At 65.4% G+C, this 26061-nt stretch carries 27 protein-coding genes, 1 pseudogene and 1 riboswitch; of the genes and pseudogenes, 18 read left to right on the forward strand and 10 right to left on the reverse strand.

What is annotated here, in order from left to right; genetic code table 11:
- Positions 1 to 91 precede the first annotated feature (91 nt).
- From argJ to HMPREF2886_RS06445, 3 genes are all read left to right on the forward strand, one after another.
- Positions 92 to 1309, forward strand: coding sequence for a bifunctional glutamate N-acetyltransferase/amino-acid acetyltransferase ArgJ (gene argJ / locus HMPREF2886_RS06435; protein ID WP_003110156.1), 1218 nt, complete (start codon positions 92 to 94; stop codon positions 1307 to 1309).
- Between the two features lie 120 nt (positions 1310 to 1429).
- Positions 1430 to 2065 carry a glutathione S-transferase family protein gene (locus HMPREF2886_RS06440; protein ID WP_033970578.1) on the forward strand — a complete coding sequence of 212 codons (636 nt, stop codon included), beginning with the start codon at positions 1430 to 1432 and terminating at the stop codon, positions 2063 to 2065.
- Positions 2066 to 2118: 53 nt separating this feature from the next.
- The gene (locus HMPREF2886_RS06445; protein WP_033970580.1) at positions 2119 to 3066 is read left to right on the forward strand and encodes a Nudix family hydrolase; all 948 of its coding nucleotides are present in this window, start codon (positions 2119 to 2121) and stop codon (positions 3064 to 3066) included.
- A gap of 69 nt (positions 3067 to 3135) precedes the next feature.
- Here the strand turns inward: HMPREF2886_RS06445 and HMPREF2886_RS06450 are convergent, their stop codons facing one another.
- The 4 genes and pseudogenes from HMPREF2886_RS06450 to HMPREF2886_RS06465 form a co-directional block, all read right to left on the reverse strand.
- Entirely contained in the window at positions 3136 to 3714 is a 579-nt protein-coding gene (locus HMPREF2886_RS06450; RefSeq protein WP_033970582.1) for a cob(I)yrinic acid a,c-diamide adenosyltransferase, read from the reverse strand.
- A gap of 4 nt (positions 3715 to 3718) precedes the next feature.
- Positions 3719 to 5815, reverse strand: a complete 2097-nt coding sequence (locus HMPREF2886_RS06455; protein WP_003106517.1) for a sensor histidine kinase — start codon at positions 5813 to 5815, stop codon at positions 3719 to 3721.
- A 50-nt stretch (positions 5816 to 5865) separates the two neighbouring features.
- Complete coding sequence (locus tag HMPREF2886_RS06460) at positions 5866 to 6777, reverse strand: putative 2-dehydropantoate 2-reductase (protein ID WP_070746981.1); 912 nt, start codon at positions 6775 to 6777, stop codon at positions 5866 to 5868.
- A gap of 36 nt (positions 6778 to 6813) precedes the next feature.
- Positions 6814 to 7912, reverse strand: a pseudogene (locus HMPREF2886_RS06465) (response regulator).
- A gap of 103 nt (positions 7913 to 8015) precedes the next feature.
- On the opposite strand from HMPREF2886_RS06465, the gene HMPREF2886_RS06470 reads away from it, so the two are divergent.
- Together HMPREF2886_RS06470 and HMPREF2886_RS06475 are read left to right on the forward strand one after the other, a co-directional pair.
- Positions 8016 to 8495 carry a YajQ family cyclic di-GMP-binding protein gene (locus HMPREF2886_RS06470; protein ID WP_003094081.1) on the forward strand — a complete coding sequence of 160 codons (480 nt, stop codon included), beginning with the start codon at positions 8016 to 8018 and terminating at the stop codon, positions 8493 to 8495.
- A 233-nt stretch (positions 8496 to 8728) separates the two neighbouring features.
- Positions 8729 to 9565 (forward strand): mechanosensitive ion channel family protein, encoded by an 837-nt coding sequence (locus HMPREF2886_RS06475; RefSeq protein WP_033970588.1) that lies wholly within the window; start codon positions 8729 to 8731, stop codon positions 9563 to 9565.
- A gap of 56 nt (positions 9566 to 9621) precedes the next feature.
- Here HMPREF2886_RS06475 and ampG read toward each other — a convergent pair whose 3' ends face one another.
- The gene (gene ampG / locus HMPREF2886_RS06480; protein WP_033976431.1) at positions 9622 to 11406 is read right to left on the reverse strand and encodes an MFS transporter AmpG; all 1785 of its coding nucleotides are present in this window, start codon (positions 11404 to 11406) and stop codon (positions 9622 to 9624) included.
- 42 nt (positions 11407 to 11448) lie between these two features.
- Entirely contained in the window at positions 11449 to 11832 is a 384-nt protein-coding gene (locus HMPREF2886_RS06485) for an MGMT family protein (RefSeq protein WP_058018455.1), read from the reverse strand.
- On the opposite strand from HMPREF2886_RS06485, the gene HMPREF2886_RS06490 reads away from it, so the two are divergent.
- Positions 11831 to 12832: a DUF481 domain-containing protein gene (locus HMPREF2886_RS06490; protein ID WP_070746983.1), complete on the forward strand. Its 1002-nt coding sequence runs from the start codon at positions 11831 to 11833 to the stop codon at positions 12830 to 12832. The two genes, HMPREF2886_RS06485 and HMPREF2886_RS06490, sit on opposite strands and share 2 nt — an antisense overlap.
- Positions 12833 to 12946: 114 nt before the next feature.
- Positions 12947 to 13954, forward strand: a complete 1008-nt coding sequence (locus HMPREF2886_RS06495; RefSeq protein ID WP_079385240.1) for a DUF481 domain-containing protein — start codon at positions 12947 to 12949, stop codon at positions 13952 to 13954.
- A gap of 58 nt (positions 13955 to 14012) precedes the next feature.
- On the opposite strand, the gene HMPREF2886_RS06500 is transcribed toward HMPREF2886_RS06495, so the two are convergent.
- On the reverse strand, positions 14013 to 14771 hold the full coding sequence (locus tag HMPREF2886_RS06500) for an SDR family oxidoreductase (RefSeq protein ID WP_003094072.1): 759 nt from the start codon (positions 14769 to 14771) through the stop codon (positions 14013 to 14015).
- Between the two features lie 108 nt (positions 14772 to 14879).
- On the opposite strand from HMPREF2886_RS06500, the gene HMPREF2886_RS06505 reads away from it, so the two are divergent.
- From HMPREF2886_RS06505 to groL, 4 genes are all read left to right on the forward strand, one after another.
- Complete coding sequence (locus tag HMPREF2886_RS06505; protein WP_033970596.1) at positions 14880 to 15614, forward strand: HugZ family pyridoxamine 5'-phosphate oxidase; 735 nt, start codon at positions 14880 to 14882, stop codon at positions 15612 to 15614.
- Positions 15615 to 15682: 68 nt separating this feature from the next.
- The gene (locus tag HMPREF2886_RS06510) at positions 15683 to 16150 is read left to right on the forward strand and encodes an FxsA family protein (protein WP_033970597.1); all 468 of its coding nucleotides are present in this window, start codon (positions 15683 to 15685) and stop codon (positions 16148 to 16150) included.
- A gap of 195 nt (positions 16151 to 16345) precedes the next feature.
- Positions 16346 to 16639 carry a co-chaperone GroES gene (locus HMPREF2886_RS06515; RefSeq protein WP_003094064.1) on the forward strand — a complete coding sequence of 98 codons (294 nt, stop codon included), beginning with the start codon at positions 16346 to 16348 and terminating at the stop codon, positions 16637 to 16639.
- A gap of 50 nt (positions 16640 to 16689) precedes the next feature.
- Positions 16690 to 18333: a chaperonin GroEL gene (groL, locus tag HMPREF2886_RS06520; protein ID WP_003094059.1), complete on the forward strand. Its 1644-nt coding sequence runs from the start codon at positions 16690 to 16692 to the stop codon at positions 18331 to 18333.
- A gap of 55 nt (positions 18334 to 18388) precedes the next feature.
- On the opposite strand, the gene HMPREF2886_RS06525 is transcribed toward groL, so the two are convergent.
- The gene (locus HMPREF2886_RS06525) at positions 18389 to 19075 is read right to left on the reverse strand and encodes a ParB-like protein (RefSeq protein ID WP_070746985.1); all 687 of its coding nucleotides are present in this window, start codon (positions 19073 to 19075) and stop codon (positions 18389 to 18391) included.
- Positions 19076 to 19176: 101 nt separating this feature from the next.
- Positions 19177 to 19239: riboswitch (Fluoride riboswitch) on the forward strand.
- A gap of 64 nt (positions 19240 to 19303) precedes the next feature.
- On the opposite strand from HMPREF2886_RS06525, the gene crcB reads away from it, so the two are divergent.
- Positions 19304 to 19687, forward strand: a complete 384-nt coding sequence (gene crcB, locus HMPREF2886_RS06530; RefSeq protein ID WP_003094051.1) for a fluoride efflux transporter CrcB — start codon at positions 19304 to 19306, stop codon at positions 19685 to 19687.
- Between the two features lie 19 nt (positions 19688 to 19706).
- A complete protein-coding gene (locus HMPREF2886_RS06535) occupies positions 19707 to 20036 on the forward strand; it encodes a DUF190 domain-containing protein (RefSeq protein ID WP_039027839.1) in 330 nt (109 codons plus the stop codon).
- Here HMPREF2886_RS06535 and HMPREF2886_RS06540 read toward each other — a convergent pair.
- The gene (locus HMPREF2886_RS06540) at positions 19979 to 20770 is read right to left on the reverse strand and encodes a phosphatase PAP2 family protein (protein WP_033970603.1); all 792 of its coding nucleotides are present in this window, start codon (positions 20768 to 20770) and stop codon (positions 19979 to 19981) included. The genes HMPREF2886_RS06535 and HMPREF2886_RS06540 overlap by 58 nt on opposite strands.
- Before the next feature lie 216 nt (positions 20771 to 20986).
- Here HMPREF2886_RS06540 and HMPREF2886_RS06545 point away from each other — a divergent pair, with 216 nt between their 5' ends.
- From HMPREF2886_RS06545 to HMPREF2886_RS06565, 5 genes are all read left to right on the forward strand, one after another.
- A complete protein-coding gene (locus HMPREF2886_RS06545) occupies positions 20987 to 21670 on the forward strand; it encodes a response regulator transcription factor (RefSeq protein WP_003094039.1) in 684 nt (227 codons plus the stop codon).
- Complete coding sequence (locus HMPREF2886_RS06550; protein WP_033976435.1) at positions 21660 to 22940, forward strand: sensor histidine kinase; 1281 nt, start codon at positions 21660 to 21662, stop codon at positions 22938 to 22940. The genes HMPREF2886_RS06545 and HMPREF2886_RS06550 overlap by 11 nt, the downstream gene beginning before the upstream one ends.
- A 79-nt stretch (positions 22941 to 23019) precedes the next feature.
- Positions 23020 to 23703, forward strand: a complete 684-nt coding sequence (locus HMPREF2886_RS06555) for a class I SAM-dependent methyltransferase (RefSeq protein WP_033970605.1) — start codon at positions 23020 to 23022, stop codon at positions 23701 to 23703.
- 2 nt (positions 23704 to 23705) lie between these two features.
- Positions 23706 to 24410, forward strand: coding sequence for a lipopolysaccharide kinase InaA family protein (locus HMPREF2886_RS06560; protein WP_033970606.1), 705 nt, complete (start codon positions 23706 to 23708; stop codon positions 24408 to 24410).
- Positions 24407 to 24649 (forward strand): hypothetical protein, encoded by a 243-nt coding sequence (locus HMPREF2886_RS06565; protein ID WP_003102660.1) that lies wholly within the window; start codon positions 24407 to 24409, stop codon positions 24647 to 24649. Before HMPREF2886_RS06560 ends, HMPREF2886_RS06565 begins: the two co-directional genes overlap by 4 nt.
- A 124-nt stretch (positions 24650 to 24773) precedes the next feature.
- Here HMPREF2886_RS06565 and pncB read toward each other — a convergent pair whose 3' ends face one another.
- A complete protein-coding gene (gene pncB / locus HMPREF2886_RS06570) occupies positions 24774 to 25970 on the reverse strand; it encodes a nicotinate phosphoribosyltransferase (protein WP_003102657.1) in 1197 nt (398 codons plus the stop codon).
- Positions 25971 to 26061: the final 91 nt, after the last annotated feature.

The following is a 26061-nucleotide window of genomic DNA, read 5'->3' on the forward strand; positions in this document are numbered from 1 at the left end:
TCGAATTGGCGCCAGACCGGCGCCGATGCGTTTTCCGTCACGCCGTCGCAGACGGCATCGAGTCCACTGTTTGGTAAAGGAGCGCGTTCCCATGGCTGTCGGTCTTGGCCCCCTGTCCACCCTGCACCCGGTCCCCGGTTTCGAACTCGGCATCGCTTCCGCCGGCATCAAGCGACCGGGGCGCAAAGACGTGGTGGTCATGCGCTGCGCCGAAGGCTCCAGCGTGGCCGGGGTGTTCACCCTGAACGCGTTCTGTGCCGCGCCGGTGACCCTGGCCAAGCAGCGTTTCCTCGGTGAGGTGCGCTACCTGCTGACCAATACCGGCAACGCCAACGCCGGTACCGGCGAGGCCGGCCTCGCCGCCGCCGCGCAAACCTGTGCCAAGCTCGCCGAACTGGCCGGGGTCGCCGAGACTTCGGTGCTGCCATATTCCACCGGGGTGATCGGCGAGCCCCTGCCGGTGGCCAAGATCGAGGCGGCGTTGCCTGCGGCCCTGGCCGACCTGGCCGAGGACCGCTGGGCCGAAGCTGCCGCGGGGATCATGACCACCGATACCCTGCCCAAGGGCGCCAGCCGCCAGTTCGTGCACGATGGCGTGACCGTGACCGTCACCGGGATCAGCAAGGGCGCCGGGATGATCAAGCCGAACATGGCGACCATGCTCGGTTATATCGCCACCGACGCCAAGGTCGCCCAGGGCGTGCTGCAGGATCTGTTGCGCGACGCCGCCAACAAGTCCTTCAACCGCATCACCATCGACGGCGATACCTCCACCAACGACTGCTGCATGCTGATCGCCACCGGTCGCGCGGCGCTGCCGGAAGTCACCCAGGCCAGCGGCGCGCTGTTCGCCGCGTTGAAGCAAGCGGTACTGGAGGTTTCCATGGAGCTGGCACAGGCCATCGTTCGCGACGGCGAGGGCGCGACCAAGTTCGTCACTGTCCAGGTCAACGGCGGCGCCACTCACCAGGAGTGCCTGGATGTCGGCTATGCCGTGGCCCACTCGCCGCTGATCAAGACCGCGCTGTTCGCCTCCGACCCGAACTGGGGACGCATCCTCGCTGCGGTCGGACGTGCCGGCGTGGCCAATCTGGACGTGAGCAAGATCGACGTGTTCCTTGGCGACGTCTGTATCGCCAGCCGTGGCGGCCGGGCGGCCAGTTACACCGAGGAGCAGGGCGCGGCGGTGATGGCCCAGGCCGAGATCGGCATCCGCATCGAATTGGGACGCGGCACCTGCAGCGAGACCATCTGGACCACCGACCTGTCCCACGAATACGTGAAGATCAACGCAGAGTACCGCACCTGAAGCCAGGCATTCCGATCCTTCATCGATGGATGAAAATCGGGAATTTGCCATCGGTACGTGCGCCTCTTAAGTTCTCTGGTGCATGGCCGTCCGCGTCGGGCGGCCGAAGAGGAGAGGCGCATGGCCCTGACCATCGTGATTGGCAATCGCAATGACTCGTCCTGGTCACTGCGGGGTTGGCTGGCCCTGCGCATGAGCGGGGCGGCGTTCGACGAGATCCTCGTCCCGCTGGGGCGGCCCGATACCCGGGAGCGGATCCTGCAATATTCGCCGACCGGCAAGGTGCCCTTGCTGAAAAGCGAGGATGGCGACATCTGGGACTCCCTGGCCATCGCCGAGTACCTCGCCGAGCGCTTCCCCGAGGCCCACCTGTGGCCGCGCGGCGAGGCGGCGCGGGCGCTGGCCCGTTCGGTCTGCGCGGAAATGCACAGTGGTTTCGCCGCGTTGCGCGGCGAGCTGCCGATGGACCTGCGGCGCCAGCAGCCATTGGTGGAATTGTCCGCGGCGACACGACAGGATATCCAACGTATCTGCGAAGCCTGGGCGGATTGCCGGCGGCGCTTCGGCCAGGACGGTCCGTTCCTGTTCGGCCACGCCAGCCTGGCGGATGCGTTCTACGCACCGGTGGCGGCGCGTTTCCGCAGTTATGCGGTGGAGTTGCCGGATATCGCCCGGACCTATGTCGAGACGATTTATCAGTGGCCTGCGTTCCGCGCCTGGTATGACGCGGCATTGCGCGAGCAGGCCGGTAGTTGATGGCCGTCCGCCGCTTCCGGCGGTGCGTGACGGCAGTAGCGAGGAGATGATCCGTGAAACGAGTACATGTCGCCGCGGCCGTGATTCGTGGCTCCGATGGCCGGGTGCTGATCGCCCGGCGGCCGGAAGACAAGCACCAGGGCGGCCTGTGGGAGTTTCCCGGGGGCAAGGTGGAGGACGGCGAGCCGGTGCGCGCGGCATTGGCTCGTGAGCTGGAAGAGGAACTGGGCATCCGTGTCGAGCGGGCCCGGCCGCTGATCCAGGTTCGCCACGACTATGCCGACAAGCACGTCCTGCTCGATGTCTGGGAGGTCGACGGGTTTTCCGGCGAAGCCCACGGCGCCGAGGGCCAACCGCTGGCCTGGGTGGAGCCGCGCGAGCTGGCGGACTACGAGTTCCCCGCCGCCAACGCGCCGATCGTCCAGGCCGCGCGCCTGCCGGCGCACTATCTGATCACCCCGGACGGCCTGGAGCCGGGCGAGCTGATCAGCGGCGTACGCAAGGCGGTGGAGGCGGGCATCCGCCTGATCCAGTTGCGTGCGCCAAACATGTTCAGTCCCGAATACCGCGATCTCGCCATCGATATCCAGGGACTCTGCGCCGGCAAGGCGCAACTGATGCTGAAAGGCCCGCTGGAGTGGCTGGGTGACTTCCCGGCTGCCGGCTGGCACCTGACCTCCGCTCAACTGCGCAAATACGCCAGCGCCGGTCGGCCGTTCCCCGAAGGGCGCCTGCTGGCCGCCTCCTGCCACGACGCGGAGGAACTGGCCCTGGCCGCCTCGATGGGAGTGGAGTTCGTCACCCTTTCGCCGGTACAGCCGACCGAGAGCCATCCCGGCGAGCCGGCGCTGGGTTGGGACAAGGCCGCCGAACTGATCGCCGGCTTCAACCAGCCGGTCTACCTGCTGGGGGGCGTCGGTCCGCAGCAAGCCGAGCAGGCTTGGGAACATGGAGCCCAGGGCGTGGCGGGTATCCGTGCGTTCTGGCCGGGCGGCCTTTGACGGTGGAATGAAGAAAAAAGGAGGCTTCGGCCTCCTTTTTTCGTCTCGATGCCGAGCCCTCGCTCGCCGTCAGTCCGGTTTGGCCGCCGCCTCCCAGAGAATCTCCGCCACGCCCTGGTGCCGGGCGATGGCACGGGCGGCGACGAACAGCAGGTCGGAGAGCCGGTTCAGGTAGCGCAGGCCGATGCCCTCCAGCGTTTCCTCCTGGTCCAGCGCCTGGCAGCGCCGTTCGGCGCTGCGCGCCAGGCTGCGGCAGACATGGGCCTGGGCGACCAGGCGGGTACCGCCGGGGAGGATGAAATTCTTCAGCGGGCCCAGCTCGTCGTTCCAGCGGTCGATGCAGCTTTCCAGGCGTGCCACTTCCGTCTCGTCCAGGGCCCGATACTCCGGCATCGCCAACTCCCCGCCGAGGTCGAACAGGCGGTGTTGCACCGGCGCCAGCACCTGGACGATCTCCTCCAGGCCGGGATGTGCGCCACGCGCTTCCAGCAGCTCGGCAAGGAGCAGGCCCAACTGGCTGTTCAATTCGTCCACCGCGCCGATCGCCTCGATGCGGGGGTGACTCTTTGGCACCCGGCGGCCGCCGGCCAGGCCGGTCTCGCCGCGGTCGCCGGTACGGGTGTAGATCTTCGACAAACGATTGCCCATGGTTTCAACCTTCCTCTTCGTCGCCCCGCCGCAGGCTGCTACCGGGTTGCGGCAGAGCGGGCGGCAGGGCCTTGGCTTGTGCCGGGGCGACCGCTTCGGAGCTTTCCAGCGGCAGGCGGATGCTGAAGCAGGTGCCGCGGCCCAGTTCCGAGCGCACTTCCATCTGGCCCTTGTGATTGTTGGTGATGATGAAATACGAGACGGACAGGCCGAGACCGGTGCCCTGGCCGACTTCCTTGGTGGTGAAGAACGGCTCGAAGATACGCTTGCGCACCAGTTCGGGCATGCCGCTGCCGTTGTCTTCCACCTGGACTTCCGCCCAGGGCGGCGTCAGGCGCGTGCGCAGGACGATCCGGCCCTGTTCGCCTTCCTCTTCGTCGTCGCGCTGGTGGATGGCCTGGGCGGCGTTCTTCAGCAGGTTGAGCAGGACCTGCTCGACCTCGTTGGCGATCACCGGCACCGGGCCGAGGTTGGGGTCGAACTCGTGGACGATCTGCAACGACTTGAAGTCGAAGCCTTCGGCCAGGTCGAAGTCGTTGCCGGCGATTTCCACCGCCTGTTCGAGCAGTGCGGGCAGTTCGCAAGCGGTCATCTGCCGGTGGCTGCGGCGGCTGAAGGCGAGCATGTGGGTGACGATCTTCGCTGCCCGCGAGCCGGCGTGCTGGATGCCTTCCAGCAGGCGCGGGATGTCGCGGCCATCGAGGTAGTGATTGATGTCTTCCAGCGGCACTCCGACCTCGGCCGCCAGCTCGACGTTCTTCGCCAGCTCCGGGGACAGGCGCCGCTTGATGTTCTGCACGTTGTGCAGGATTGCGCCGAGCGGGTTATTGATCTCGTGGGCCATGCCGGCGGCGAGGCTGCCGACCGAAAGCATCTTCTCCGATTGCACCATCACTTCTTCCAGGCTCAGCCGCTGGGTGATGTCGTCGATGCGGATCACCGCGCCGCGGCCGGTGCCGCCCATCAGCGGGTAGAAGGTCAGAGCGTAGTGGCGCGGCGTGTCGATCAGCGCCCAGGTGACCCGTTCGACACGCTCCACGCTGTGCTTCTCGGCAGCCCGGGTGAGCTGCGGAAGGAATGGCTTGAGCGAGGGAAAGGCGAGGAAAACCGGCTGGTTGACCGCATCGTCCAGGCTGGTGCCGGAAAGCTGGCTGGCCTCCTGGTTCCACTGCGTGACGTAGAGTTGCTCGTCCACCGCGATCAGCGCCGAAGGCATGGAGTCGATGATGCTGTTGAGGTAGTGCTGGAAACCGGTGAGCTTCTTCTCGATCTTGCTGCGCACCTGCACTTCCAGTTCCAGCTTGCGGTTCGAGCGGCGGGTTTCCTCGGCCAGGCTCTGGGCCTGCTCGACCGCTTCCTGGGCATCATCGCGGGCGCGCTTGAGCTGCTGCTCGCGGGCCTCGATGCGAGTCAGCATGGTGTTGAACGCATCGGCCAGGCGGCCGATCTCGTCGCCGTTGCCGCGCTGGGCGCGAAGGGCGTAGTTCTCCTCGCGAGTGACTTGCCGCGACAGTTCCTCGAGATCGCGGATCGGCCGGGTGATCAGGCGGCGTATCTGCTGCGCCACCAGCAGCCAGAGCAGCACGCTGACGCCGAGGATCGCCAGGCTGGCGGTGAGGGTTCCGGTGTAGAACGCGCTCGGCAGTTCGCCGCTGGCCACCAGCAGCAGGTAGCCGGGACGGGCGTTTTCCTGGGGCAGTTCGATCAGCGCGTTGAGGCGGTACTCGCCGCGCCGCCAGTGCTCCAGGCGGTCCAGGCGGGCCGGCAGCTTGAGCGTGTCGCCGCGTTGCAGGTCGGCCAGCATCAGCCCATTGCTGTCGTACAGGGCCGCGGCGCGCAACGGCTGGTAATCGTTGAGCTGGCGCAGCAGGACCTCGGCGGTCTGCGGTGAACTGAGTGCCGGCTGGCTGAGCGCCGGGTTGGCGATCAGCCGGCCGATGGTCTGCATCGCCTGGGGAGCGACGCTCTCCTGGGAAATCCAGTAGGCTGCGCTGATGAACGCCAGGTTGGCCACCAGCAGCACGGTGGCCAGCAGGATCAGCAGGGCGGCGAGCAGTTTCTGCCCTACGGGCAGGTTGTCGAGGCGCTGGCGCAGGTTCATGGGCTCTGGCGGTCCGCGGCGAAAAGGAATGGCGGGCAGGGTAACGCGCTTTAGCGGTCGGGCAAACCGCGCTGGCGCAGATGGGCCTGGAGGCGGGCGAGCAAGGTTCCCAGGCGCGGCAGCGGTAGTCCCAGGCGCTGCCCGTGCTGGCAGGCGTAGCCGAGCAGGTAGCCGATTTCCGTGCGCCGGCCCCGGGCGACGTCCTGATGCATCGAGGAATAGTTGGCCGCGGTGGCGTCGATCACCGCCCGGACATCCTCCAGCAGGCTCCTGGCGGCGGCGTCGTAGCCGCTGGCGTGGAGCAACTGGCCGAGTTCGTCGCAAAGCGCGGCGATCTCTTCCGGGTGCTGCCGCAGGCCGCCGTTGCGGCAATCGTGAAGGACGGTCAGCGGGTTGATCGCGCAGTTCAGGGCCAGCTTGCGCCACAGGCGTTCGAGGATGTCGTCGCTCCAGCTGTGCGGGATCCCGGCCTGGGATAGCTGCGCCAGCCAGGCGGGGGCGCTTGTGTCGCGTGGATCGCCGAGCCAGGTGTGCCCGCGGCCGGCGAAGACCACGCGGAACTCGCCATCGCGGAACGCGCCTTCGGTGCTGGAGGCGAACAGGCAGCGGCTGCGCGGTAGGCGGGCGGCGACCGCTTGCTGGCTGCCCAGGCCGTTCTGCAGCAACAGCAGTTCGGCGTTGCCGGCCAGGCGATGGGCCAGGCTGGAGGCGGCTTCCTCCGCGTCGTAGGCCTTGCAGGCCAGCAGCAGGCGCTGGATGGGTTGCCCGCCGTCCGGGGTTTCCGCGGCGATCGGGTAGAGGCTGGCCTGGCCGTCTTCCACCAGGCTCAGTCCGCCGGCCTGTTGGTAGCGGCGCAGGCGCTGGCGGTCGCGCAGGATCAGGCGGACGGGCAGGCCGGCGCGCCCGAGGCGCGCGGCCCAGAGGCTGCCGAGGCTACCGGCGCCGAGGATATGCCAGGTCATGGTGGCTACTGCGAATGGCTGACGATAGAGCGAAGTCTAGCGCAGTGTCGGTAGCCGGCAGGTTGCGATCCTGCCGCTGGCATAGGCATCGGGCAACAGGGCCTCGGTGCGCTGCAGCAGTTCGTCGATGCCCAGCGGCAATGCCCCGCTGTCGAGGCCGAGCATGGCGATGCCGGCTTTCAGGCTGATGAAGCCTTCGCTGGTCTTGAAGGCCTTCAGGTTGAGCCCGTCGTGCAGCCGCTTGAAGCTGCTCGACGAGCATTCGTGCAGGTCCTCCACCAGGGTGATCAGGGCGAAATGCTGCTCGTCCAGGCGCACCAGCACATCCAGCGGCCGGACCAGCTGTTGCAGGCGCCTGGCCACGCCGAGCAGCAGCTCGCGATGGAAGGCTTCGCCGTGCCGCTGGCGCAGGACCGGTGCCTCGGGCATGCCGACCAGCAGGTAGCACAGCGCTCCACCGCGGGTTTCCACCTGGCGCAGGCTGTCGGCCAGCTTCTGTCGCAGGTAGCGGGGATTGCCGAGGCCGGTGAGGGTATCCACCAGGTTGCGTTCTTCCATCCGTGCGATGTTTTCGGTGAGCAGTCGGTTTTCCACCAGCAACCGTTGCAGGGTGTTGCACAGGCGGTCGGCTGCGTAGATGCGCGGCACCAGTTGCTCGTTCATCGCGGCCTTGCTGACGAAGTCGTCGACGCCGCGGTCGAAGGCCTCGCCGAGGACGTTCTCGCCCTCCTTGCCGGTGAGCAGGACGATGTAGGTGTAGTGGTTGATGCTTTCGTCCAGTTGGCGGACCCGGGCGGTCAGTTCCAGGCCGTCCATCTCCGGCATCAGCCAGTCGGCCAGGAGCACGCTGACCGGGCGTTGTTCGAGCTGCTGCAGGGCCTCGCTGGCGCTGCTGGCGAAGCGGATGTCCTGGTAGCCGGCCTGGCTGAGGGCGCGGCCGATCATGGCGCTGGAAAACTTGGCGTCGTCGACGACCAGGATGCTGAGATCGGGGTTGGGCATGAACGGACTCGAGAAGAGGATGGGCGCCGGTACGCTGCCGGCAAGGGCCCGGTTCGTCGCGGGAGGCCGGGTCCCGGCCGCGGTCGCGCGCCATCGGGAAGAAATCGTCGGTCTCCGCCACACCGGCGGGCATTCGCTCGCGAGGGCTCGGTTATAATGGGCGGGCATTTTTTACCGTCAAGCCAGGCGCGGTTCCGTCTGTGAACCCTGTCGCGCCGTCCATCTGGAGAGATGACATGCCTTCGTTCGACGTGGTGTCCGAACTGGACAAACACGAGTTGACCAACGCCGTGGACAACGCCATCAAGGAACTGGATCGCCGTTTCGACCTGAAAGGCAAATGCAGTTTCGAAGCCAAGGACAAGTCGGTGACCCTCACCGCCGAAGCCGATTTCATGCTCGAGCAGATGCTCGACATCCTGCGTTCCAACCTGGTCAAGCGCAAGGTCGACAGCCAGTGCATGGAGATCAAGGATGCCTACCCGTCGGGCAAGGTGGTCAAGCAGGAAGTGAACTTCCGCGAGGGCATCGACAAGGACCTGGCGAAGAAGATCGTCGGTCTGATCAAGGAGCGCAAGCTCAAGGTCCAGGCCGCCATCCAGGGTGAGCAGGTGCGCGTCACCGGCAAGAAGCGCGACGATCTGCAGGAGGCCATCGCCCTGCTGCGCGGCGAATCCCTCGGCATGCCGCTGCAGTTCACCAACTTCCGCGATTGACGAGGTTTTTCGGAACCTCTAGCCATCCCGGGCATCGCAATAGGGAGTAGCGCCGCCGCGACCTCTCCCGCGTTGTCCGCCCCCGTCGGCGCAGCGTCGGTTCGTCCGCGCTGCGCCGATTCGTATCCAGGCCCGGGAACGTCGCCGCACGGCGTCCAGGCAGGAATCTGCAAGCCCGTCCCGTTTCCGTTGCGCAAGGGAGGGGTGTTTTTTTCGAGAAATGGAGGTAATGCATGGAATTGAACTACGACCGACTGGTGCAGCAGACCGAGTCCTGGCTGCCGATCGTGCTGGAGTACGGCGGCAAGGTCGCCCTGGCGCTGCTGACCCTGGCGATCGGCTGGTGGCTGATCAACACCCTGACCGGCCGGGTCGGCGGCCTGCTCGCCAGGCGCAGCGTCGACCGCACCCTGCAAGGCTTCGTCGGCAGCCTGGTGAGCATCGTCCTGAAGATCCTGCTGGTGGTCAGCGTGGCTTCCATGATCGGCATCCAGACCACCAGCTTCGTCGCCGCCATCGGCGCCGCCGGCCTGGCCATCGGCCTGGCCCTGCAGGGCAGCCTGGCTAACTTCGCCGGCGGCGTGCTGATCCTGCTGTTCCGCCCGTTCAAGGTCGGCGACTGGATCGAGGCGCAGGGCGTGGCCGGTACCGTGGATTCGATCCTGATCTTCCACACCGTGCTGCGTAGCGGCGACAACAAGCGGATCATCGTGCCCAACGGGGCGCTGTCCAACGGAACGGTGACCAACTACTCCGCCGAGCCGCTGCGCAAGGTGATCTTCGACGTCGGCATCGACTACGACGCCGACCTGAAGAATGCGCAGAACATTCTCCTGGCCATGGCCGACGACCCGCGGGTTCTTAAGGACCCGGCGCCGGTGGCGGTGGTTTCCAATCTCGGCGAAAGCGCGATTACCCTGTCCCTGCGGGTCTGGGTGAAGAACGCCGACTACTGGGACGTGATGTTCATGTTCAACGAAAAGGCCCGCGACGCGCTGGGCAAGGAAGGTATCGGCATTCCCTTCCCGCAGCGGGTGGTCAAGGTTGTGCAGGGTGCGATGGCCGACTGAGGCCCGTACGATCCACGAAAAAAGGCCGGCGAATGCCGGCCTTTTTCATTCTCGCCTCAGTGCTGCTCGGCGTTCTGGTGGCCCGGCGCCGGCGTCTCGCTGGTCGGCGCGCGGCGCAGCCACAACCAGCCGATCAGCAGTAGTGTGGGAATGCCCATCACCGCGGTGACGTAGAAGAAGCGCTCGTAGCCGAGGCTCTCGACCATGGTTCCGGAGTAGCCGCCGATGAAGCGCGGCAGCAGGAGCATGGTCGAGCTGAGCATGGCGTACTGGGTGGCGGAGAACTTCAGGTTGGTCAGGCTCGACAGGTAGGCGACGAAGGCCGAGGCGGCGAGGCCGCCGCTGAAATTGTCGAGGGTGATGGTCATCACCAGCATCAGCACGTGCGGCTCGAGCGCCATCACCAGGCTGATCACGTCGTGGCTGGGCAGAGCCTCGGCGTGTAGCGGGCCAAGCTGGGCGAGCATGGCGAACAGCAGGTTGGTGGCGGCCGAGGCGGCACCGCCGATGAACAGGATGGAGAGGATGCTGAAGCGGGCGATCAGCACCCCGCCGGCGGCGGCGCCGATCAGGGTCATGAGTACGCCGAAGACCTTGCTGACGCTGGCGATGACTTCCTTGGAGAAGCCCATGTCGATGTAGAAGACCCCGGCCATCACCCCCATCACCGTGTCCGACAGGCGATAGGTGGAGATCAGGCCGAGCAGCAGCAGGGCCTGCCAGCGATAGCGCTGGACGAACTCGGTGATCGGTGTCAGCACCGGGGCCATCAGCAGGCGTCCGGGTGCCGACAGGCAGGACGCGGCGATCAGCAGGAACAGCGTGCCGCGCGGCCAGGCACCGGAGTAGTAGGCGCGGCACATGGCGGTGACGGTGACGAGGAGGATGATCAGCACCATCACCGAGACCGCCTGGTGGACGAAATCGAACAGCGGCACTTCCTTGCCGCGCGCCGCCACCAGCAGCGGCCTGCGCACGGTGGCGAGCAGTTCGCGGACCGGGCGGATCTGCTGGCGTCCCCACGGCGACAGGCAGATCCCCATGAGCAGCGCGTAGAGGCCGGCGCGCGGCCAGGCGCGGTCGAGGAGGGCGGTGATCATCGCCGGCAGCGAGATCAGCAGGATCAGCAGCAGGAGCACCGAGAGCAGTTGGTGGTTGAAGTCGAAACGCGACGGGTTGACGTGGATCGGCACGTCCACCGCCGGCTCGCGGATCAGCAGGCTGGTGACCAGCCCAGGCAGGATCAGCAGGGCGAACAACGCATAGGTCAGGCCCCAGGCCGACTGGCTGTAGTTGAGGCTGGTGGAACCGAACCATTCTGCGAGAATCAGCGCGCCGGCACTGGCCAGCAGGATCGCCGCGCGGTAGCCGGTCATGTAGCAGGCGGCGAGGGCGGCCTGGCGGCTATCCTCGGCGATTTCCAAGCGGTAGGCGTCGATCGCGATGTCCTGGGTGGCGGAGGCGAACGCCACCAGCAGGGCCAGGCCGATCAGCCAGGGCAGGTGGCTCTGCGGATTGCACAGGGCCATGCCGAGCAGTCCCAAGGCGATCAGCACCTGCGAGAACACCAGCCAGGAACGGCGCCGGCCGAGACGGCCGACGAAGGGCAGGCGCCACTGGTCGAGCATCGGCGACCAGACCCACTTGAAGGCGTACACCAGCCCCAGCCAACTGGCGAAACCGATGGTATCCCGCGCCACGCCGGCTTCGCGCAGCCACACCGACAGGGTGTTGAACACCAGCATGGTCGGCAGGCCGGCGGCGAAGCCGAGCAGCAGGAGGGCCAGGCTGGCGGGAGACTTGTAGGCGACCAGGGCCTCTCGCCAGGATTGCTGAGTCATGGGGTAACCGTTCCGCAAAAAATAACGCGCACTCTAACCGCTCTACTTCGCTGTAAGCCAGCCATGCCGACGTATGTCCACCCTGTCGTTGTGCAGGAGAACGCCTTCCTCGCGCAAGCGTGCGCGTTGTTCGCGACCGCCGGGACTGTCCGCCGGCAGGCTGATGCGACCGCCGGCGCCGAGAACCCGATGCCAGGGCAGGCGGGTATCCACCGGCAACTGGCTGAGCGTCCTGCCGACCCAGCGGGCGGCGCGACCGAGGCCGGCCAGTTCGGCCAGTTGCCCGTAGCTGACCACCAGCCCCGGCGGCACCTGCGCCAGCACCAGGTACAGGGCCTCGCGGCGCGCCTGGGCACTTGCCGGGTCGCTGCCGGCCCATGCATGCTCATCGGTTTTCCCTTTCCTGTCCGCCTTGTGAACGCCCATGTCGCTCAGAGCCCTCTGTTCAATCGTCGTGATGCTCCTGGCCGGCCCCGCGCTGGCCGACACCGTATGGCTGGACAACGGCGACCGCCTGTCCGGCGAGATCGTGCTGATGGACGGCGGCAAGCTGGCGCTGAAGACCCGTTATGCCGGCCAGGTGCTGATCGATTGGAAGGATATCGACACCATCAGTTCCGACAAACCCCTGCTGATCAAGCAGCAGGGCGTATCCGGGCAGCGTAGCCGAACCCTGGAGGCGGCGGGCAAGGGCATGGTGCGGATCGTCGATGGCGGCAGCCATACCGTCCCGCTGGCCAGTATTCGCCAGATGGTGCCGCCGCGACCGCTGGTGGAGGACCTGGTCTGGGAGGGCAATCTCGACGTCAAGCTGGATAGCAAGCGCAACGACAGCGACAAGGACGAATGGAAGCTCAAGGGCGATACCCGGGTTCGCCACGGCGCCTGGCGCCACGTGCTGGCGGGGGAAGTGGAGCGGGAAAAGAAGGATGGGCGCAAGGTCGAGGACAACTGGGAGCTGGACTACGACCTCGATCGCTTCTTCGACGAACACTGGTTCTGGCGTGGCAGCTATTCGCAGAAGCACGATGCGATCGACAACCTGGAGCGCCAGAGCGCGCTGGGAAGCGGCCCCGGCTACCAGTTCTGGGACGACGAACTCGGGCGTTTCGACCTGGTCGCCGAGATCAGTCGCTGGCAACTGGAGTGGCGCGATCAGCCACGCGAGGATTTCACCTCCTATTCGCTGGAGTGGGACTACAAGCGGCTGCTCGCCGGCACCCGGCTGGAGCTGTACAGCAAGGGAATCGTGCTGGTTCCCGGTATCGAGCGGATCGACTATCTGCTCGACAGCGAATACGGCCTGCGCTATCGCCTGAACAGTTGGGCGCGTCTTTCGTTCCTCTATGAGCTGGACCAGTTGCGCTCCGAGGGGGGCACCCAGTCCGACCGGCACTACCTGATCGGGGTCGGCGTCGGCTGGTGACGCGGCTCACCTTTCGGTCGATCCGGCTGAACTTTACCGCCCATGCCCCGGTCCTTGCTCTGCCGCCCGGCATTTGGATAATGCCGGCCTCTTCGAACCCAACTCAGTTGATTTGTGCTCATGTTGTCGAGAATCCTGCTGTGCCTCGCTGCCCTTGCAACTTCCACCTCTGTCCTAGCCGATACGGTCTGGATGAAGAACGGTGACCGCCTTACCGGCAAGATCACCCTGTTCGACGGCGGCAAGCTGCTGCTGAAGACCGACTATGGCGGCGACATCACGCTCAAGTGGGACAAGATCTCCACCTTCGAGAGCGAGCAGAACCTGCTGGTCAAGCAGGATGCCGAGACCGGCGAGCACTCCAAGGGCATCAAGGCCGCCGGGCCGGGCCAGGTGACCCTGGTCAACGGCGAACCGAAGACCGTGGAGCTGGCCAGCATCCAGCAGATGATGCCGCCCAAGCCGATCCTCCAGGACTGGGTATGGAACGGCAACGTCGATTTCTCGCTGGACCGCAAGCAGGCCGAGAACGATGTGTCCGACTACGACATCGATTTCAAGACCAACGCCCGCCACGGACTCTGGCGCCACAACGTGCAGGGCGAGTACAACCGCGAGAAGAAGAACGGCCAGGTCAGCACCGACAATTATTCCGGCCAGTACGCGCTGGACCGCTTCATCGACGACCACTGGTTCTGGCAGGGCCAGGTCGCCTACAAGCGCGACATGATCGAGGACCTGGCGAAGAAGCGTACCGTCGGTACCGGCCCCGGCTACCAGTTCTGGGACAACGAGCTGGGCGCGTTCTCCATCGCCACCCTGGTCAACCGCAACGACTACGAGTTCGCCGACGGCGAGAAGGAACACTTCTATTCGTCGAGCTTCAAGTGGGACTACAACCGCTACCTGCTGGCCAAGCAGTTCGAGCTGTTCACCAACGGCGAGGTCAGCAAGCCGCTGCAATCCGGCCTGGACTACGAGCTGCAGACCGAAGCGGGGATCCGCTACAAGCTGACCAGTTGGGCTTCGCTGAGCATGAAGGCGGAATGGGACAAGTTCAGCGGCAACGACGGCAACGTCAACCAGCGCCGCTATACCTTCGGCCTCGGGGTCGGCTGGTAAGCCGGCCTGCACGAAAAAGCCCCGCGATAGCGGGGCTTTTTCCTTGCCGGGCCGGGGTCTACAGGCGCAGGCCGCCGTCCAGTTCGAGAACGCGGCCGGTGTAGTAATCGTTCTCGAAGATGTAGGCCACCGAGTGGGCGATCTCCACCGGCTTGCCCATGCGCTTGAGGGGGATGCCGGCGGTCATCTTTTCCAGCGCCTCGGGTTTCATCCCGGCGGTCATCTCGGTCTCGATGAAGCCCGGCGCCACGCCGGCCACGCGGATGCCGTAGCGCGCCAGTTCCTTCGCCCAGACCACGGTGTCCGCGGCCACCCCGGCCTTGGCTGCCGAGTAGTTGGCCTGGCCCATGTTGCCGGCGCGGGAGATCGAGGAAATGTTGACGATCGCGCCTTCGTTCTTCAGCTCGATCATCTTCGCCGCCACTTCGCGGGTGCAGAGGAACACGCCGGTGAGGTTGACGTCGATCACCGACTGCCATTGGGCCAGGCTCATCTTGCTCAACTGGCCGTCCTTGACCTTGATGGTCAGGCCGTCGCGGAGGATGCCGGCGTTGTTGACCAGGCCGTTGATCGCGCCGAAGTCGCTGGCGACCTGGGCCACCATGTGGGTAACCTGTTCCTCGTCCGCCACGTTGCACACGTAGGCGCGAGCGTCGCCGCCGGCGGCCTTGCAGGCAGCGACGGCTTCGTCGAGACGTTCGCGGTTGAGATCGACCAGGGCCAGCCTGGCGCCCTTGCCGGCGAGATATTCGCCCATTGCCCGACCGAGCCCTTGGCAGCCGCCGGTGATGATGATGACCTTGTCTTTCAATTGCATTGCTTGGAACCCCACGAGCAGTTTCTGGAAGCGGACCTTGCCGGCACCTGCGAACGTACTTTGATATGCCCGTCCGTTTACGACGGATTCTATGCAAGGAGTCATAAATTGAGCGTTGAAGCTGCAAAGAATGCCCGAGAATTGCTGCTCAAGGAATACCGTGCGGTCCTTTCCACCCACTCGAAGAAATGGCCGGGCTTTCCCTTCGGCTCGGTGGTTCCCTATTGCCTGGATGCCGAAGGCCGGCCGCTGATCCTGATCAGCCGGATCGCCCAGCACACCCACAACCTGCAGGCGGACCCGCGCTGCTCGATGCTGGTAGGCGAGCGCGGCGCCGAGGATATCCAGGCTGTCGGCCGCCTCACCCTGCTGGCCGAGGCGCGGCAATTGGCGGAGGAGGAGGTCGCCGCGGCGGCCGAGCGCTACTACCGCTATTTCCCCGAGTCCGCCGACTACCATCGGGTCCACGATTTCGATTTCTGGGTGCTGCAGCCGGTCCAGTGGCGTTTCATCGGCGGTTTCGGCGCGATCCACTGGCTGGCCGCCGAGCGCGTGCCGCTGGCCAATCCGTTCGCCGGAGAAGCCGAGCGCGGCATGATCGAGCACATGAACAGCGACCACGCCGCCGCCATCGCCCACTATGTGGAACTGGCCGGACTGCCGGCGCATGCCGCGGCACAGCTGGCGGGAATTGATACAGAAGGTTTCCACCTGCGCATCGGCCAGGGCCTGCACTGGCTGCCGTTCCCCGCCGCCTGCGGCAACCCCGGGGCCGTGCGCCAGGCGCTGGTGCAACTGGCCAGGGCCGAGCGCTGGCCGACCGTCGAGCCGGAGCAGGGTTGAATTCTTCCCCGGCTGGCGCCAACTACTGGTGGTACCGGGGGCAAACGGGCCCCGCCAAGGACTCTGAAATGCGCGCTTTCCTCTTCCTGTTGTTGCTCTTCCCGCTGGTCGAGCTGGCCGTCCTGATCAAGGTCGGCAGTGTCATCGGGGTCGGCTGGACCCTGTTCCTGATCGTCGCCAGCGCCTTCATCGGTGCCGCATTGTTGCGCGTGGCCGGCGTGGCCACCGCCTGGCGCGCCCGCGAGCGACTGGCCCGTGGCGAACTGCCGGAGCAGGAAATGCTCGAAGGCCTGTTGATCGCCGTCGGCGGCGGCCTGCTGATGCTGCCGGGTTTCATCAGCGACATCTTCGGCATCCTCTGCCTGATTCCTTTCACCCGTCGCCTGATGCTCGGCGGCCTGCGCCGCCGCGTCGAACAGCAGGCGCTGCGCCGGCGCGCCTTCGCCGACGACCTGAGCGCCCGCTACGGACAGGGTCCGTCGCGGCCGAACGTCATCGAGGGCGAGTACGAGCGCCGCGACGATTCGCGCAACTGAAAAAAAATTTCACTGCATGCCCTTGAAATGGCTTGTGGCGACCTTATGTAACCGTCACCGCAAGGTCCCTGCCACAAGGGCAGGCTGTCTTACGCGGCTCGCGCGTCGAGTCGCAAACCGGCAACGCCGGCTTCAACAAAACCCGCCGGACTTCGATCCGGCCGTTGGAAACCACTGTTTGGGAGAGTTACGACTATGAAGCTTCGTCCTCTGCATGATCGCGTCGTTATCCGTCGCAGCGAGGAAGAGACCAAGACCGCAGGCGGCATCGTGCTGCCGGGTTCCGCCGCCGAGAAGCCGAACCGCGGTGAAGTGGTAGCCGTAGGTACCGGTCGTGTACTGGACAACGGCGAAGTGCGCGCTCTGGCAGTGAAGGTGGGCGACAAGGTGGTCTTCGGGCCTTACTCCGGCAGCAACGCCATCAAGGTCGATGGCGAGGAACTGCTGGTGATGGGCGAGTCCGAAATCCTCGCCGTCCTGGAAGACTGATCGGTCTCCCCACTCCGTTTTCACCGAATTCGATTTAGAGGAAAGAGAACATGGCTGCCAAAGAAGTTAAGTTCGGCGATTCCGCTCGCAAGAAAATGCTGGTCGGCGTGAACGTGCTGGCCGATGCCGTCAAGGCCACCCTCGGCCCGAAAGGTCGCAACGTGGTTCTGGACAAGTCCTTCGGCGCTCCGACCATCACCAAGGACGGCGTTTCCGTCGCCAAGGAAATCGAGCTGAAAGACAAGTTCGAGAACATGGGCGCGCAACTGGTGAAAGACGTTGCCTCCAAGGCCAACGACGCTGCCGGTGACGGCACCACCACCGCGACCGTCCTGGCCCAGGCCATCGTCAACGAAGGCCTGAAGGCCGTTGCCGCCGGCATGAACCCGATGGACCTGAAGCGCGGCATCGACAAGGCCACCGTGGCCATCGTCGCCCAGCTGAAAGAGCTGGCCAAGCCCTGCGCCGACACCAAGGCCATCGCCCAGGTAGGCACCATCTCCGCCAACTCCGACGAGTCCATCGGCCAGATCATTGCCGAAGCCATGGAAAAAGTCGGTAAAGAAGGCGTGATCACCGTCGAGGAAGGCTCGGGCCTGGAAAACGAACTGTCCGTCGTCGAAGGCATGCAGTTCGATCGCGGCTACCTGTCCCCCTACTTCGTGAACAAGCCGGACACCATGGCTGCCGAGCTGGATAGCCCGCTGCTGCTGCTGGTCGACAAGAAGATCTCCAACATCCGCGAAATGCTGCCGGTGCTGGAAGCCGTCGCCAAGGCCGGCCGTCCGCTGCTGATCGTCGCCGAGGACGTCGAGGGCGAAGCCCTGGCCACCCTGGTGGTGAACAACATGCGTGGCATCGTCAAGGTCGCGGCCGTCAAGGCTCCGGGCTTCGGCGACCGCCGCAAGGCCATGCTGCAGGACATCGCCATCCTCACCGGCGGTACCGTGATCAGCGAAGAAGTCGGCCTGAGCCTGGAAGGCGCTACCCTGGAGCACCTGGGCAACGCCAAGCGCGTCGTGATCAACAAGGAAAACACCACCATCATCGATGGCGCCGGTGTGCAGGCTGATATCGAGGCCCGCGTCCTGCAGATCCGCAAGCAGATCGAGGAAACCACTTCCGACTACGACCGCGAGAAGCTGCAAGAGCGCCTGGCCAAGCTGGCCGGCGGTGTTGCCGTGATCAAGGTAGGCGCTGCCACCGAAGTCGAGATGAAAGAGAAGAAAGCCCGCGTCGAAGACGCCCTGCACGCTACTCGTGCAGCGGTGGAAGAGGGCGTGGTTCCCGGCGGCGGCGTAGCCCTGGTTCGTGCCCTGCAAGCCATCGAAGGCCTGAAGGGTGACAACGAGGAGCAGAACGTCGGTATCGCCCTGCTGCGTCGCGCCGTCGAATCGCCGCTGCGCCAGATCGTGGCCAACGCCGGCGACGAGCCGAGCGTAGTGGTCGACAAGGTCAAGCAGGGTTCCGGCAACTACGGCTTCAACGCTGCTACCGGCGTGTACGGCGACATGATCGAGATGGGCATCCTGGACCCGGCCAAGGTCACTCGTTCCGCTCTGCAGGCTGCGGCCTCCATCGGCGGTCTGATGATCACCACCGAAGCCATGGTTGCCGAGATCGTGGAAGACAAGCCGGCCATGGGCGGCATGCCTGACATGGGCGGCATGGGCGGCATGGGCGGCATGATGTAAGCCGACCGGCCCCTGTGGTTGGAAAAGCCCCGCTTCGGCGGGGCTTTTTTATTCCTCAGCGCGGGCATTCCTGGCGGTAGCCCGGCAGCTCCTTTGCCGCCGGTTCGCAGGCCAGGCGCAGCGCCTGCTTCAGGTCGTCGGGCAGAGTGGCGCGGCTGATCGGCCGCCAGTGCATGCGTTCGCCGAAATAGCGCGCCCAGTGGAATTCGATGAAATAGCTCTGCCGATCCTTGTCGAAGGCGTTCTCGTCCTCGGCGTAGCCGGCCAGGGCGCGGTAGGGATCGTCGCCAAGCCCGGCGAGAGCGTCCGGCAGGGCCTCGGGCGGGATCTCCGCGCCACGCGCATCGTGCAGCCAGACCCAGTGGTTTTCCTGCATCCTCTCCCAGAAGTCGGCGGCCTGGGGGAGTCGGCCGATCACCTTCACCGGTACGTCCTGTTTCGGGTCCAGACGCCAGAGCGCGCTACTCAGGTGATGGCGATCGGTGAGGTAGAAGCGGCCACCGGGGCCGATCACCACCGGAACCTCCTTCTTGCGCAAGTAGCGCTCGAGAGCCTTGGGCTTCTTCCCGGCGAGCTTGGCCTGGTCATCCTCGACCTGCAGCAGGCCGACATTCTGCTGGGTCGGGTGGAGGGCCGCGAGCGGCAGCTCGCACCAGCTACCGACGGAGGTTTGCGGCGAGCAATCCTCGGCCTGGGCGGTGGCGGACAGGAACAGGCAGCAAAGCAGCAGGACTGGGCGCATGGGGGCTCCGGCGAAGGAAGGGGAAAGGTTCCCTAGACTGGCACGCTTCGGGCGATCCGGCGTACTCCGGCCTTTGATAGGTGCCTCGCTTTGTGCCACTCTTGCCGACAGGAGATGGCATTCCTCCTTCAACCGCCCCTGGGGCTGATGATGCCTACGCATGAACCTGGAAAGGCGCGTAGGCGCTCGCCTGCCGCCTGTCCGAATCGCTCCTACAAGGACAGGACTATGTGGAAATCCATTCTCGCCATCGCCCTCGGCGCCGCCCTGGGGGCGTTGCTGCGCTGGTTCCTCGGGCTCAAGCTGAACAGCCTGCTGCCCAGCATTCCTCCCGGCACGCTGCTGGCCAACCTGGTCGGCGGCTATGTCATCGGCGCGGCGATTGCCTATTTCGCCCAGGCGCCGGGCATCGCTCCGGAATGGCGGCTACTGATCATCACCGGGTTCTGCGGCGGCCTGACCACTTTCTCCACCTTTTCCGCCGAGGTCGTCAGCCTGCTTCAGGAGGGCCGCCTGGGCTGGGCCGCCGGGGCCATCGCGACGCACGTCAGCGGCTCGTTGCTGATGACCCTGCTGGGGTTGTTCTCGATGAACTGGATGCTGGGCAAATAGCGCAGCGGGAGGACCGACCATGCAAGGCTATCAACTGACCTTCATCACCCAGCAGGGGCGTCGCCACCAGGGCCAGCCGATCTGCGACTGGCTGCTGGAAGAGGCGCGCCGCCTGGGCGTGCGCGGTGCCACCGCGCTGGCTGCCAGCGAAGGCTTCGGCCAGAGCGGCCGGCTGCATTCGATGCACTTCTTCGAGCTGGCCGACCAGCCGCAGGAAATCCTCATGGCGGTCGATCCCGAGCAGGCAGAACGGCTGTTCGAGTCGATCCGCCAGGCCGGCGTGCGGCTGTTCTACATGAAGGTGCCCATCGAGTTCGGCGTGCTGGGAGCGGACGAACCGTCTTCCTGAGCGCGGTTTTCGTCGGCGCCGCTGCGCTGTCCTCGCGTCTCCGGTCGGTAGAGCATCAGGCGGTACAGGCCGAGGCAGATCAGCCAGTCGAACAGCATCGTCCACAGATTGTGCGAGAGGAAGTGCGCACCTTGCAGCATGCGCGACAGCGATAGCAGGCAGCCCATGGCGAAGGCGAAGACCAGGGCGTAGCGCGCCAGCCTGGGCTTGCGGTCGCGCAGAGCGAAGAACAGCGCGAACAGGACGAATCCGGAGGACGCGTGCCCGCCCGGCCAGCAGCGTCCGGGGTGCTCGGTCGGCGGCCGTGGGCTGAGCAGCGAACTATAGGTTTCCTCGCCGCCGAACTGCGCCAGGCTCCAGGGGCACTGCACGGCGGTGAGCGCCTTGAGCGGAGTGACTATGCTGGCTGAAAGGCTCATGGCGAGGAACACATAGGCCAGCGGCCGGCTCAGTGCGCGCCATGGCCGGTGGAACAGTCCGGCGATGGAGATCAGCAGACCGAGGACGCTGATGGCGATCACCAGTTGCTTGACGCGGTCGTGCAGGATGTTCTCCAGGAACCAGCTGTGCCGGCCGATGAAGCCGGCGCCCGGCTCGTACATCAGGTTGGCCAGGGCGAGGTCGAGGGTCACCGGCTCGAAGGCCAGCAGCAGTGCCGCCAGGCCCAGCGGCAGGGCGAGGAACAGCCAGGGGTTGAATGGACGGGAAGGGGAATGGACGGCGGCCTGGGTCATGCGATCTCCAACGCTGGCGTTGACGTTCTCTTGACTTCGACGCTGGTTAAATCCACCGCCGGGGTTCGTGCGCATCCGCAAAGCCGCTATGATCGGCGGCCGTGGAAGACGCCATGCAGTCTCTGGTGGCGAGCGTAGAGCCGGTGTGAATCGCCGGTGAAGAATCCGTAAATGCGCGAGAGGCGCTCGATCGGTCTTCCTGCGAAGGAGTGGGACATGCGAATACTGGTGGTCGAAGACAACCGCGACATCCTGGCCAACCTGGCCGATTACCTGTCGCTCAAGGGCTATACCGTGGATTGCGCGCAGGACGGGCTGTCTGGCCTGCACCTGGCGGCCACCGAGCACTACGACTTGATCGTGCTCGACGTGATGCTGCCGGGAATCGACGGCTATGCCCTGTGCCGGCGCCTGCGCGAAGACGCGCGGCGCGACACCCCGGTGATCATGCTCACCGCCCGCGACCAGTTGGACGATCGCCTGCAGGGGTTTCGTTCCGGAGCCGACGATTACCTGGTCAAGCCCTTCGCCCTTTCCGAACTTTCCGCACGCATCGAGGCGGTGCTGCGTCGCGCCCAGGGTGGCGGCCGCCGCGAGCTGAGCGTGGCCGATCTCAGCTACGACCTGGATACCCTGGAGGTCAAGCGCGCGGGCAAGTCGCTCAAGCTCAACCCGATCGGCCTCAAGCTGCTCGCCGTGCTGATGCAGAAGAGCCCCCATGTGGTGCGCCGGGATGCCCTGGAAGAAGCGGTCTGGGGCGACGACTGCCCGGACAGTGACAGCCTGCGCAGCCACGTCCATCAACTCCGTCAGGTGATCGACAAGCCATTCTCCGTGGCCTTGCTGCATACGGTGCATGGCGTCGGCTACCGCCTGGCGGAGGAGCCGAATGGAGTATAAGCAGAGCCTCGCCCGCCGGATCGTCATCGCCTTCATGCTGATGACGGTCGCCGTGGGGGGACTGTTCTCCGCCGGCATCGTCGGCGTGGTCCACATCATCGAGGAGCGCCTGATTTCCCGCGACCTGGGCGGCGAACTGGAGCGCATCCTGCGCGACGACCTGGCCCAGGGACGCAACCCGGTGCTCGATCCCGGCATGCGCTTCTTCATCAGCGACGGCCAGGGCTCCTACGCCATGCCGCCGGCGCTGGACCAACTGGATGTCGGTTTCCACGAAGTGTTCGAGGGCGACTTGTCGTTCCATGCGCTGGTGCGCGACATCGATGGTCGCCGCTTCGTCCTGCTGCAGGACCAGAGCGATTTCGAAGCGCGCGAGCAGGTGCTCTACGCCTCGGTGCTGACCGGCTATGTGCTGAGCATCGCGCTGGCCGGCCTGCTTGGCTGGATGCTTGCGCGCAAGGTGATGGAGCCGGTGGTGCGCCTGGCGCGCCAGGTGCGGCATCGCGAACAGTTGCTCGGTCTGGCGCCGCCGTTGGCGCCGGACTACGCCAACGACGAGGTCGGCGAGCTGGCTGCTTCCTTCGACGAGACCCTTGGCCGCCTGCGCGACGCGCTCAAGCGCGAGCAATTGTTCACCAGCGACGTCAGTCATGAGTTGCGTACGCCGTTGATGGTCATCGCCACTTCATGCGAACTGCTGGCCGAAGAACCCAGCCTGGGCCCGCGCGCCCGTGGACAACTGGAGCGGATGACCAAGGCCACCGAGGAGATGCGCGACCTGGTGCAAACCTTCCTGTTGTTGGCGCGTGCGCAGAAGGGCGAGGAAAGCCTGGCGCCCCACGGTAGCCTGGAGAGCATCGCCGACGACTTGGTCCAGGTCTGGCGCGAACAGGTCGAGGCGCGAGGCCTGACCCTGCACTACCGCAACGAAGGTGCCTGCGCCGGCCAGTTCAACGCGCCGCTGCTGCGCGCGGTGATGGGCAACCTGTTGCGCAACGCGACCCACTACACCGATGCCGGGAGCATCACGCTGACCCTCGACGAGCGTGGTTTCAGCGTCGAGGACACCGGGGCGGGCGTCCCGGAAGAACAACGCGAACGCATCTTCATGCCCTTCGTTCGTGGCAGTTCCAGCTCCGGACGTGGCGAAGGCCTTGGCCTGGGGCTCTCGCTGGTGAAGCGGATCTGCGCGGCCGAGGGCTGGAGCGTAACCCTCAGCGCGGTGGAGCCGCACGGCTGCCGGTTCGAAGTTTTACTCGATGTTGCTTGACGAAAAATTCACCACCCCTTGACCCGAGCTTGACGGCTGGATTCATACCGTTCGTCTCATGAGTCCTGGAGTTCCCGTCATGAACAATCCGCCTGTCGACCTCGACTTTTCTCACAAGTATGATCGCGAGCATGCTGAGGCCTACCTGAAGAAGCATCAGGACGGCCTCGCCCGGAAACTTTCCCACCGGCGCGACGTCCAACTCGCCCGGCACGCGCTGAAGCTCGCGGGACAGCCCAACCTGGTGCTCGACCTGCCCTGCGGCGCCGGACGCTTCTGGCCGCTGCTGGCGGAAAAGGACAACCGGGTTATCATCGGTGCCGACAATTCCGCGGACATGCTGGCGGTCGCCTGCGCCGGCCAGGCGGACGGTGTGGTTAAACGGGTACGGCCCTTGCAGACTTCCGCTTTCGCCATCGACCTGCCGGACAGCTCGGTGGACAATATCTTCTGCATGCGGCTGCTCCACCACATCGGCGAGGCGGACGATCGACGCGTCCTGCTCCGCGAGTTTCACCGGGTCACGCGGGACAGCGTGATTCTTTCCCTCTGGGTCGATGGCAATTTCAAGGCCTGGAAGCGTAGGCGCATGGAGGCACGGCGGGTAGCGAACGGGGAACAGAACGGCTACCAGAACCGCTTCGTGTTACCAGCCGAAACGGTCGAGCGCGAATTCCGCGACGCCGGCTTCGTCGTCCAGAAGCATCTCGATTTCATCCCGCTGTACCACATGTGGCGGGTCTATATCTTGCGAAAGGAATAACGATGGCTCCCGATCTGGCATCCCTGCAACGTATCTCCGGCGACTCCGCCATCGACCAGTGGTTGCAGGTACCCGGCAGCTGGGTCGAGGAGCCCAACGAGCGGCGCGGCGGGGCCAGCGGCGTGCAGCGGGTGTACACCGGCGATGGACGGCTGCTCTATCGCAAGCAGCAGACCGGCCACGTCTACCGCGACTGGCAGCGCCCTTTCGGCTATCCCACCGCCATGCGCGAGCGCGATGCGCTACGGGCCTTCGAGTCGCTCGGTATACGCGTGCCGCGCCTGGTCTATTCCGGCTGCCGCAAGGTCGACGGGCAATGGCAGGCGCTGCTGGTGACCGAAGCCCTGGAGGGTTTCTCCAGCCTCGACGAGTGCTATGCGCGCGGTGACCAGGACCGCTGGGGCGAAGCGAAGCACCAAAGAATTCTGCAACAAATCGGCGCTACCATCGCCCGGATGAATCTCGCCCACTGGCAGCACGGTTGTCTCTATCCGAAGCACATCTTCGTTCGCGTCGAGGGCGAGGCCATCGAAGTCGCGCTGATCGACCTGGAGAAGAGTCGCCGCCGCCTTACGGTGAGCAGGGCGTCCCAGCACGACCTGAAGCAGTTGAAGCGCCGTTCGTCGTGGACTGGCGCGCAGTGGCAAGCCTTCATCTATGGTTACCAGACGGCGTTTGGCAGCGCCATCAAAGGGTTGCAGACATGAAATTAGAAATCACTCGAGGTTTGTTGCTGGTCGGCGCTCTCGCCGTGGCTACAGCCGCGGCTGCCGCCTGGCACGAACCCGCGCCGAACGTGGTGCAGATGAGCGGCGGTCATGAGTACTGCCCGACGCCTTCGGCGCTCAAGGCCGAGCGGCCGACGCGCCAGGAGGTCCAGCCGAACAAGGACATCCTGCTGCTGATGTTCGGTCTTTCTCAGGGGGGAGCCAGCCTGTCGCGCTGAGTCTCCTGGTCGAAAAAGCCCCGCCTTGGCGGGGCTTTTTCATGGGCGATGAGATCATCGGAGGCATGGGCCGAATAAGGACCAGGCCTCATGCGCCACCTTGCCGTGGCACGCCAGGCTTGCTTTAGGCGACCTGGAACACGTGCTTGAGGTAGTGGATGAAGTCAGGGTCCCGGCATTGGGCCTTGCCGGGAGTATCGGAGATCTTCGCCACCGGATGGCCGTTGCAGGCGCTCATCTTCACCACGATGTTCATCGGCTCGACGCCCGGCAGGTCGCAGGTGAAATGCGTGCCTATGCCGAAGCTGACATTGATCCGGCCCTGCAGCGCACGATAGATCTTCAGGGCCCGCGGCAGGTCGAGGCCGTCGGAGAACACCAGGGTCTTGGTCAGCGGGTCGATGCCCAGCTTGAGGTAGTGGGCGATGGTCTTTTCCGCCCACAGCAAAGGGTCGCCCGAGTCGTGGCGGAGGCCGTCGAAGAGCTTGGCGAAATAGAGGTCGAAGTCGCGCAGGAAGGCATCGGTGGTGATGCAGTCGGTCAGTGCGATACCGAGCAGCCCACGGTATTCGCGGACCCAGCAGTCCAACGCGGCACTCTGGCTGTCGATCAGGCGTGGACCGAGCTGCTGGTGGGCCATCAGCCATTCGTGGGCCATGGTGCCGAGGGGCTTGAGGTCGAGCTTGCGCGCCAGGTGGACGTTGCTGGTGCCGACGAAGCAACCTGGAAAGTCCTCCTTCAGACCGCTCACCACCGCCTCGTGGACCCGATAGGAAAAGCGGCGGCGGGTACCGAAGTCGGCCATCTTGAAGCCGGCCAGTTCCTCGGCGCTGGCCTCCCGGCGCAGCCAATCGAACTTTTCCTGCAGGCGCTCACGCGCCTGTTCGACGGTGGCCGCCGGGTAGCGGGCGCGGTTGCGCACCTCGCTGATCATCGCCAGCAGCGGCACTTCGAAGAGGATCACGTGCAGCCAGGGACCTTTCAGGCGCAGGAAGAATTCGTCGTTCTCGATGCCGGTCTGCACGTAGCGCGGGTTGAAGCGGAACAACCCGAGGAAGCGGATGAAGTCCGGCGCGAGGAAGGGAATCCGTTCGAGGAAGGCCAGTTGCTCGTCGCTGATCGCCAGGCCCGCCAGGTATTCCAGCTGTTCACGGATGGCCGGCAGGTACAGGCGCAGGTCTTCCTGGTTGCGGCAGCGGAACTCCCACTCCACCTCGGCGTTGGGATAGTTGTGCAGTACCGCCTGCATCATGGTCAGCTTGTAGAAGTCGGTATCCAGCAGGTTCTGCACGATACGTTCGGAAAAAGCGCTCTCGGCCATGCTCGTCTCACCACTGCGTTTCAGCGGGCAGTCTACTGGAGGCGGCTGCCGGCGGACATAGGATCGCGCCCGGAGGGCTGTGGGATGGAGC

The organism is Pseudomonas sp. HMSC066A08, from assembly GCF_001813025.1.
Lineage (GTDB): Bacteria > Pseudomonadota > Gammaproteobacteria > Pseudomonadales > Pseudomonadaceae > Pseudomonas > Pseudomonas aeruginosa.

Bases quoted from the DNA above. Each gene is read 5' to 3' on its own strand.
- argJ (WP_003110156.1), top strand. From the start codon at position 92: ATGGCTGTCGGTCTTGGCCCCCTGTCCACCCTGCACCCGGTCCCCGGT.
- HMPREF2886_RS06440 (WP_033970578.1), top strand. From the start codon at position 1,430: ATGGCCCTGACCATCGTGATTGGCAATCGCAATGACTCGTCCTGGTCA.
- HMPREF2886_RS06450 (WP_033970582.1), bottom strand. From the start codon at position 3,714: ATGGGCAATCGTTTGTCGAAGATCTACACCCGTACCGGCGACCGCGGC.
- HMPREF2886_RS06455 (WP_003106517.1), bottom strand. From the start codon at position 5,815: ATGAACCTGCGCCAGCGCCTCGACAACCTGCCCGTAGGGCAGAAACTG.
- HMPREF2886_RS06460 (WP_070746981.1), bottom strand. From the start codon at position 6,777: ATGACCTGGCATATCCTCGGCGCCGGTAGCCTCGGCAGCCTCTGGGCC.
- HMPREF2886_RS06470 (WP_003094081.1), top strand. From the start codon at position 8,016: ATGCCTTCGTTCGACGTGGTGTCCGAACTGGACAAACACGAGTTGACC.
- HMPREF2886_RS06475 (WP_033970588.1), top strand. From the start codon at position 8,729: ATGGAATTGAACTACGACCGACTGGTGCAGCAGACCGAGTCCTGGCTG.
- ampG (WP_033976431.1), bottom strand. From the start codon at position 11,406: ATGACTCAGCAATCCTGGCGAGAGGCCCTGGTCGCCTACAAGTCTCCC.
- HMPREF2886_RS06490 (WP_070746983.1), top strand. From the start codon at position 11,831: ATGTCGCTCAGAGCCCTCTGTTCAATCGTCGTGATGCTCCTGGCCGGC.
- HMPREF2886_RS06485 (WP_058018455.1), bottom strand. From the start codon at position 11,832: ATGGGCGTTCACAAGGCGGACAGGAAAGGGAAAACCGATGAGCATGCA.
- HMPREF2886_RS06500 (WP_003094072.1), bottom strand. From the start codon at position 14,771: ATGCAATTGAAAGACAAGGTCATCATCATCACCGGCGGCTGCCAAGGG.
- HMPREF2886_RS06510 (WP_033970597.1), top strand. From the start codon at position 15,683: ATGCGCGCTTTCCTCTTCCTGTTGTTGCTCTTCCCGCTGGTCGAGCTG.
- HMPREF2886_RS06515 (WP_003094064.1), top strand. From the start codon at position 16,346: ATGAAGCTTCGTCCTCTGCATGATCGCGTCGTTATCCGTCGCAGCGAG.
- groL (WP_003094059.1), top strand. From the start codon at position 16,690: ATGGCTGCCAAAGAAGTTAAGTTCGGCGATTCCGCTCGCAAGAAAATG.
- HMPREF2886_RS06525 (WP_070746985.1), bottom strand. From the start codon at position 19,075: ATGCGCCCAGTCCTGCTGCTTTGCTGCCTGTTCCTGTCCGCCACCGCC.
- crcB (WP_003094051.1), top strand. From the start codon at position 19,304: ATGTGGAAATCCATTCTCGCCATCGCCCTCGGCGCCGCCCTGGGGGCG.
- HMPREF2886_RS06535 (WP_039027839.1), top strand. From the start codon at position 19,707: ATGCAAGGCTATCAACTGACCTTCATCACCCAGCAGGGGCGTCGCCAC.
- HMPREF2886_RS06540 (WP_033970603.1), bottom strand. From the start codon at position 20,770: ATGACCCAGGCCGCCGTCCATTCCCCTTCCCGTCCATTCAACCCCTGG.
- HMPREF2886_RS06545 (WP_003094039.1), top strand. From the start codon at position 20,987: ATGCGAATACTGGTGGTCGAAGACAACCGCGACATCCTGGCCAACCTG.
- HMPREF2886_RS06550 (WP_033976435.1), top strand. From the start codon at position 21,660: ATGGAGTATAAGCAGAGCCTCGCCCGCCGGATCGTCATCGCCTTCATG.
- HMPREF2886_RS06555 (WP_033970605.1), top strand. From the start codon at position 23,020: ATGAACAATCCGCCTGTCGACCTCGACTTTTCTCACAAGTATGATCGC.
- HMPREF2886_RS06560 (WP_033970606.1), top strand. From the start codon at position 23,706: ATGGCTCCCGATCTGGCATCCCTGCAACGTATCTCCGGCGACTCCGCC.
- HMPREF2886_RS06565 (WP_003102660.1), top strand. From the start codon at position 24,407: ATGAAATTAGAAATCACTCGAGGTTTGTTGCTGGTCGGCGCTCTCGCC.
- pncB (WP_003102657.1), bottom strand. From the start codon at position 25,970: ATGGCCGAGAGCGCTTTTTCCGAACGTATCGTGCAGAACCTGCTGGAT.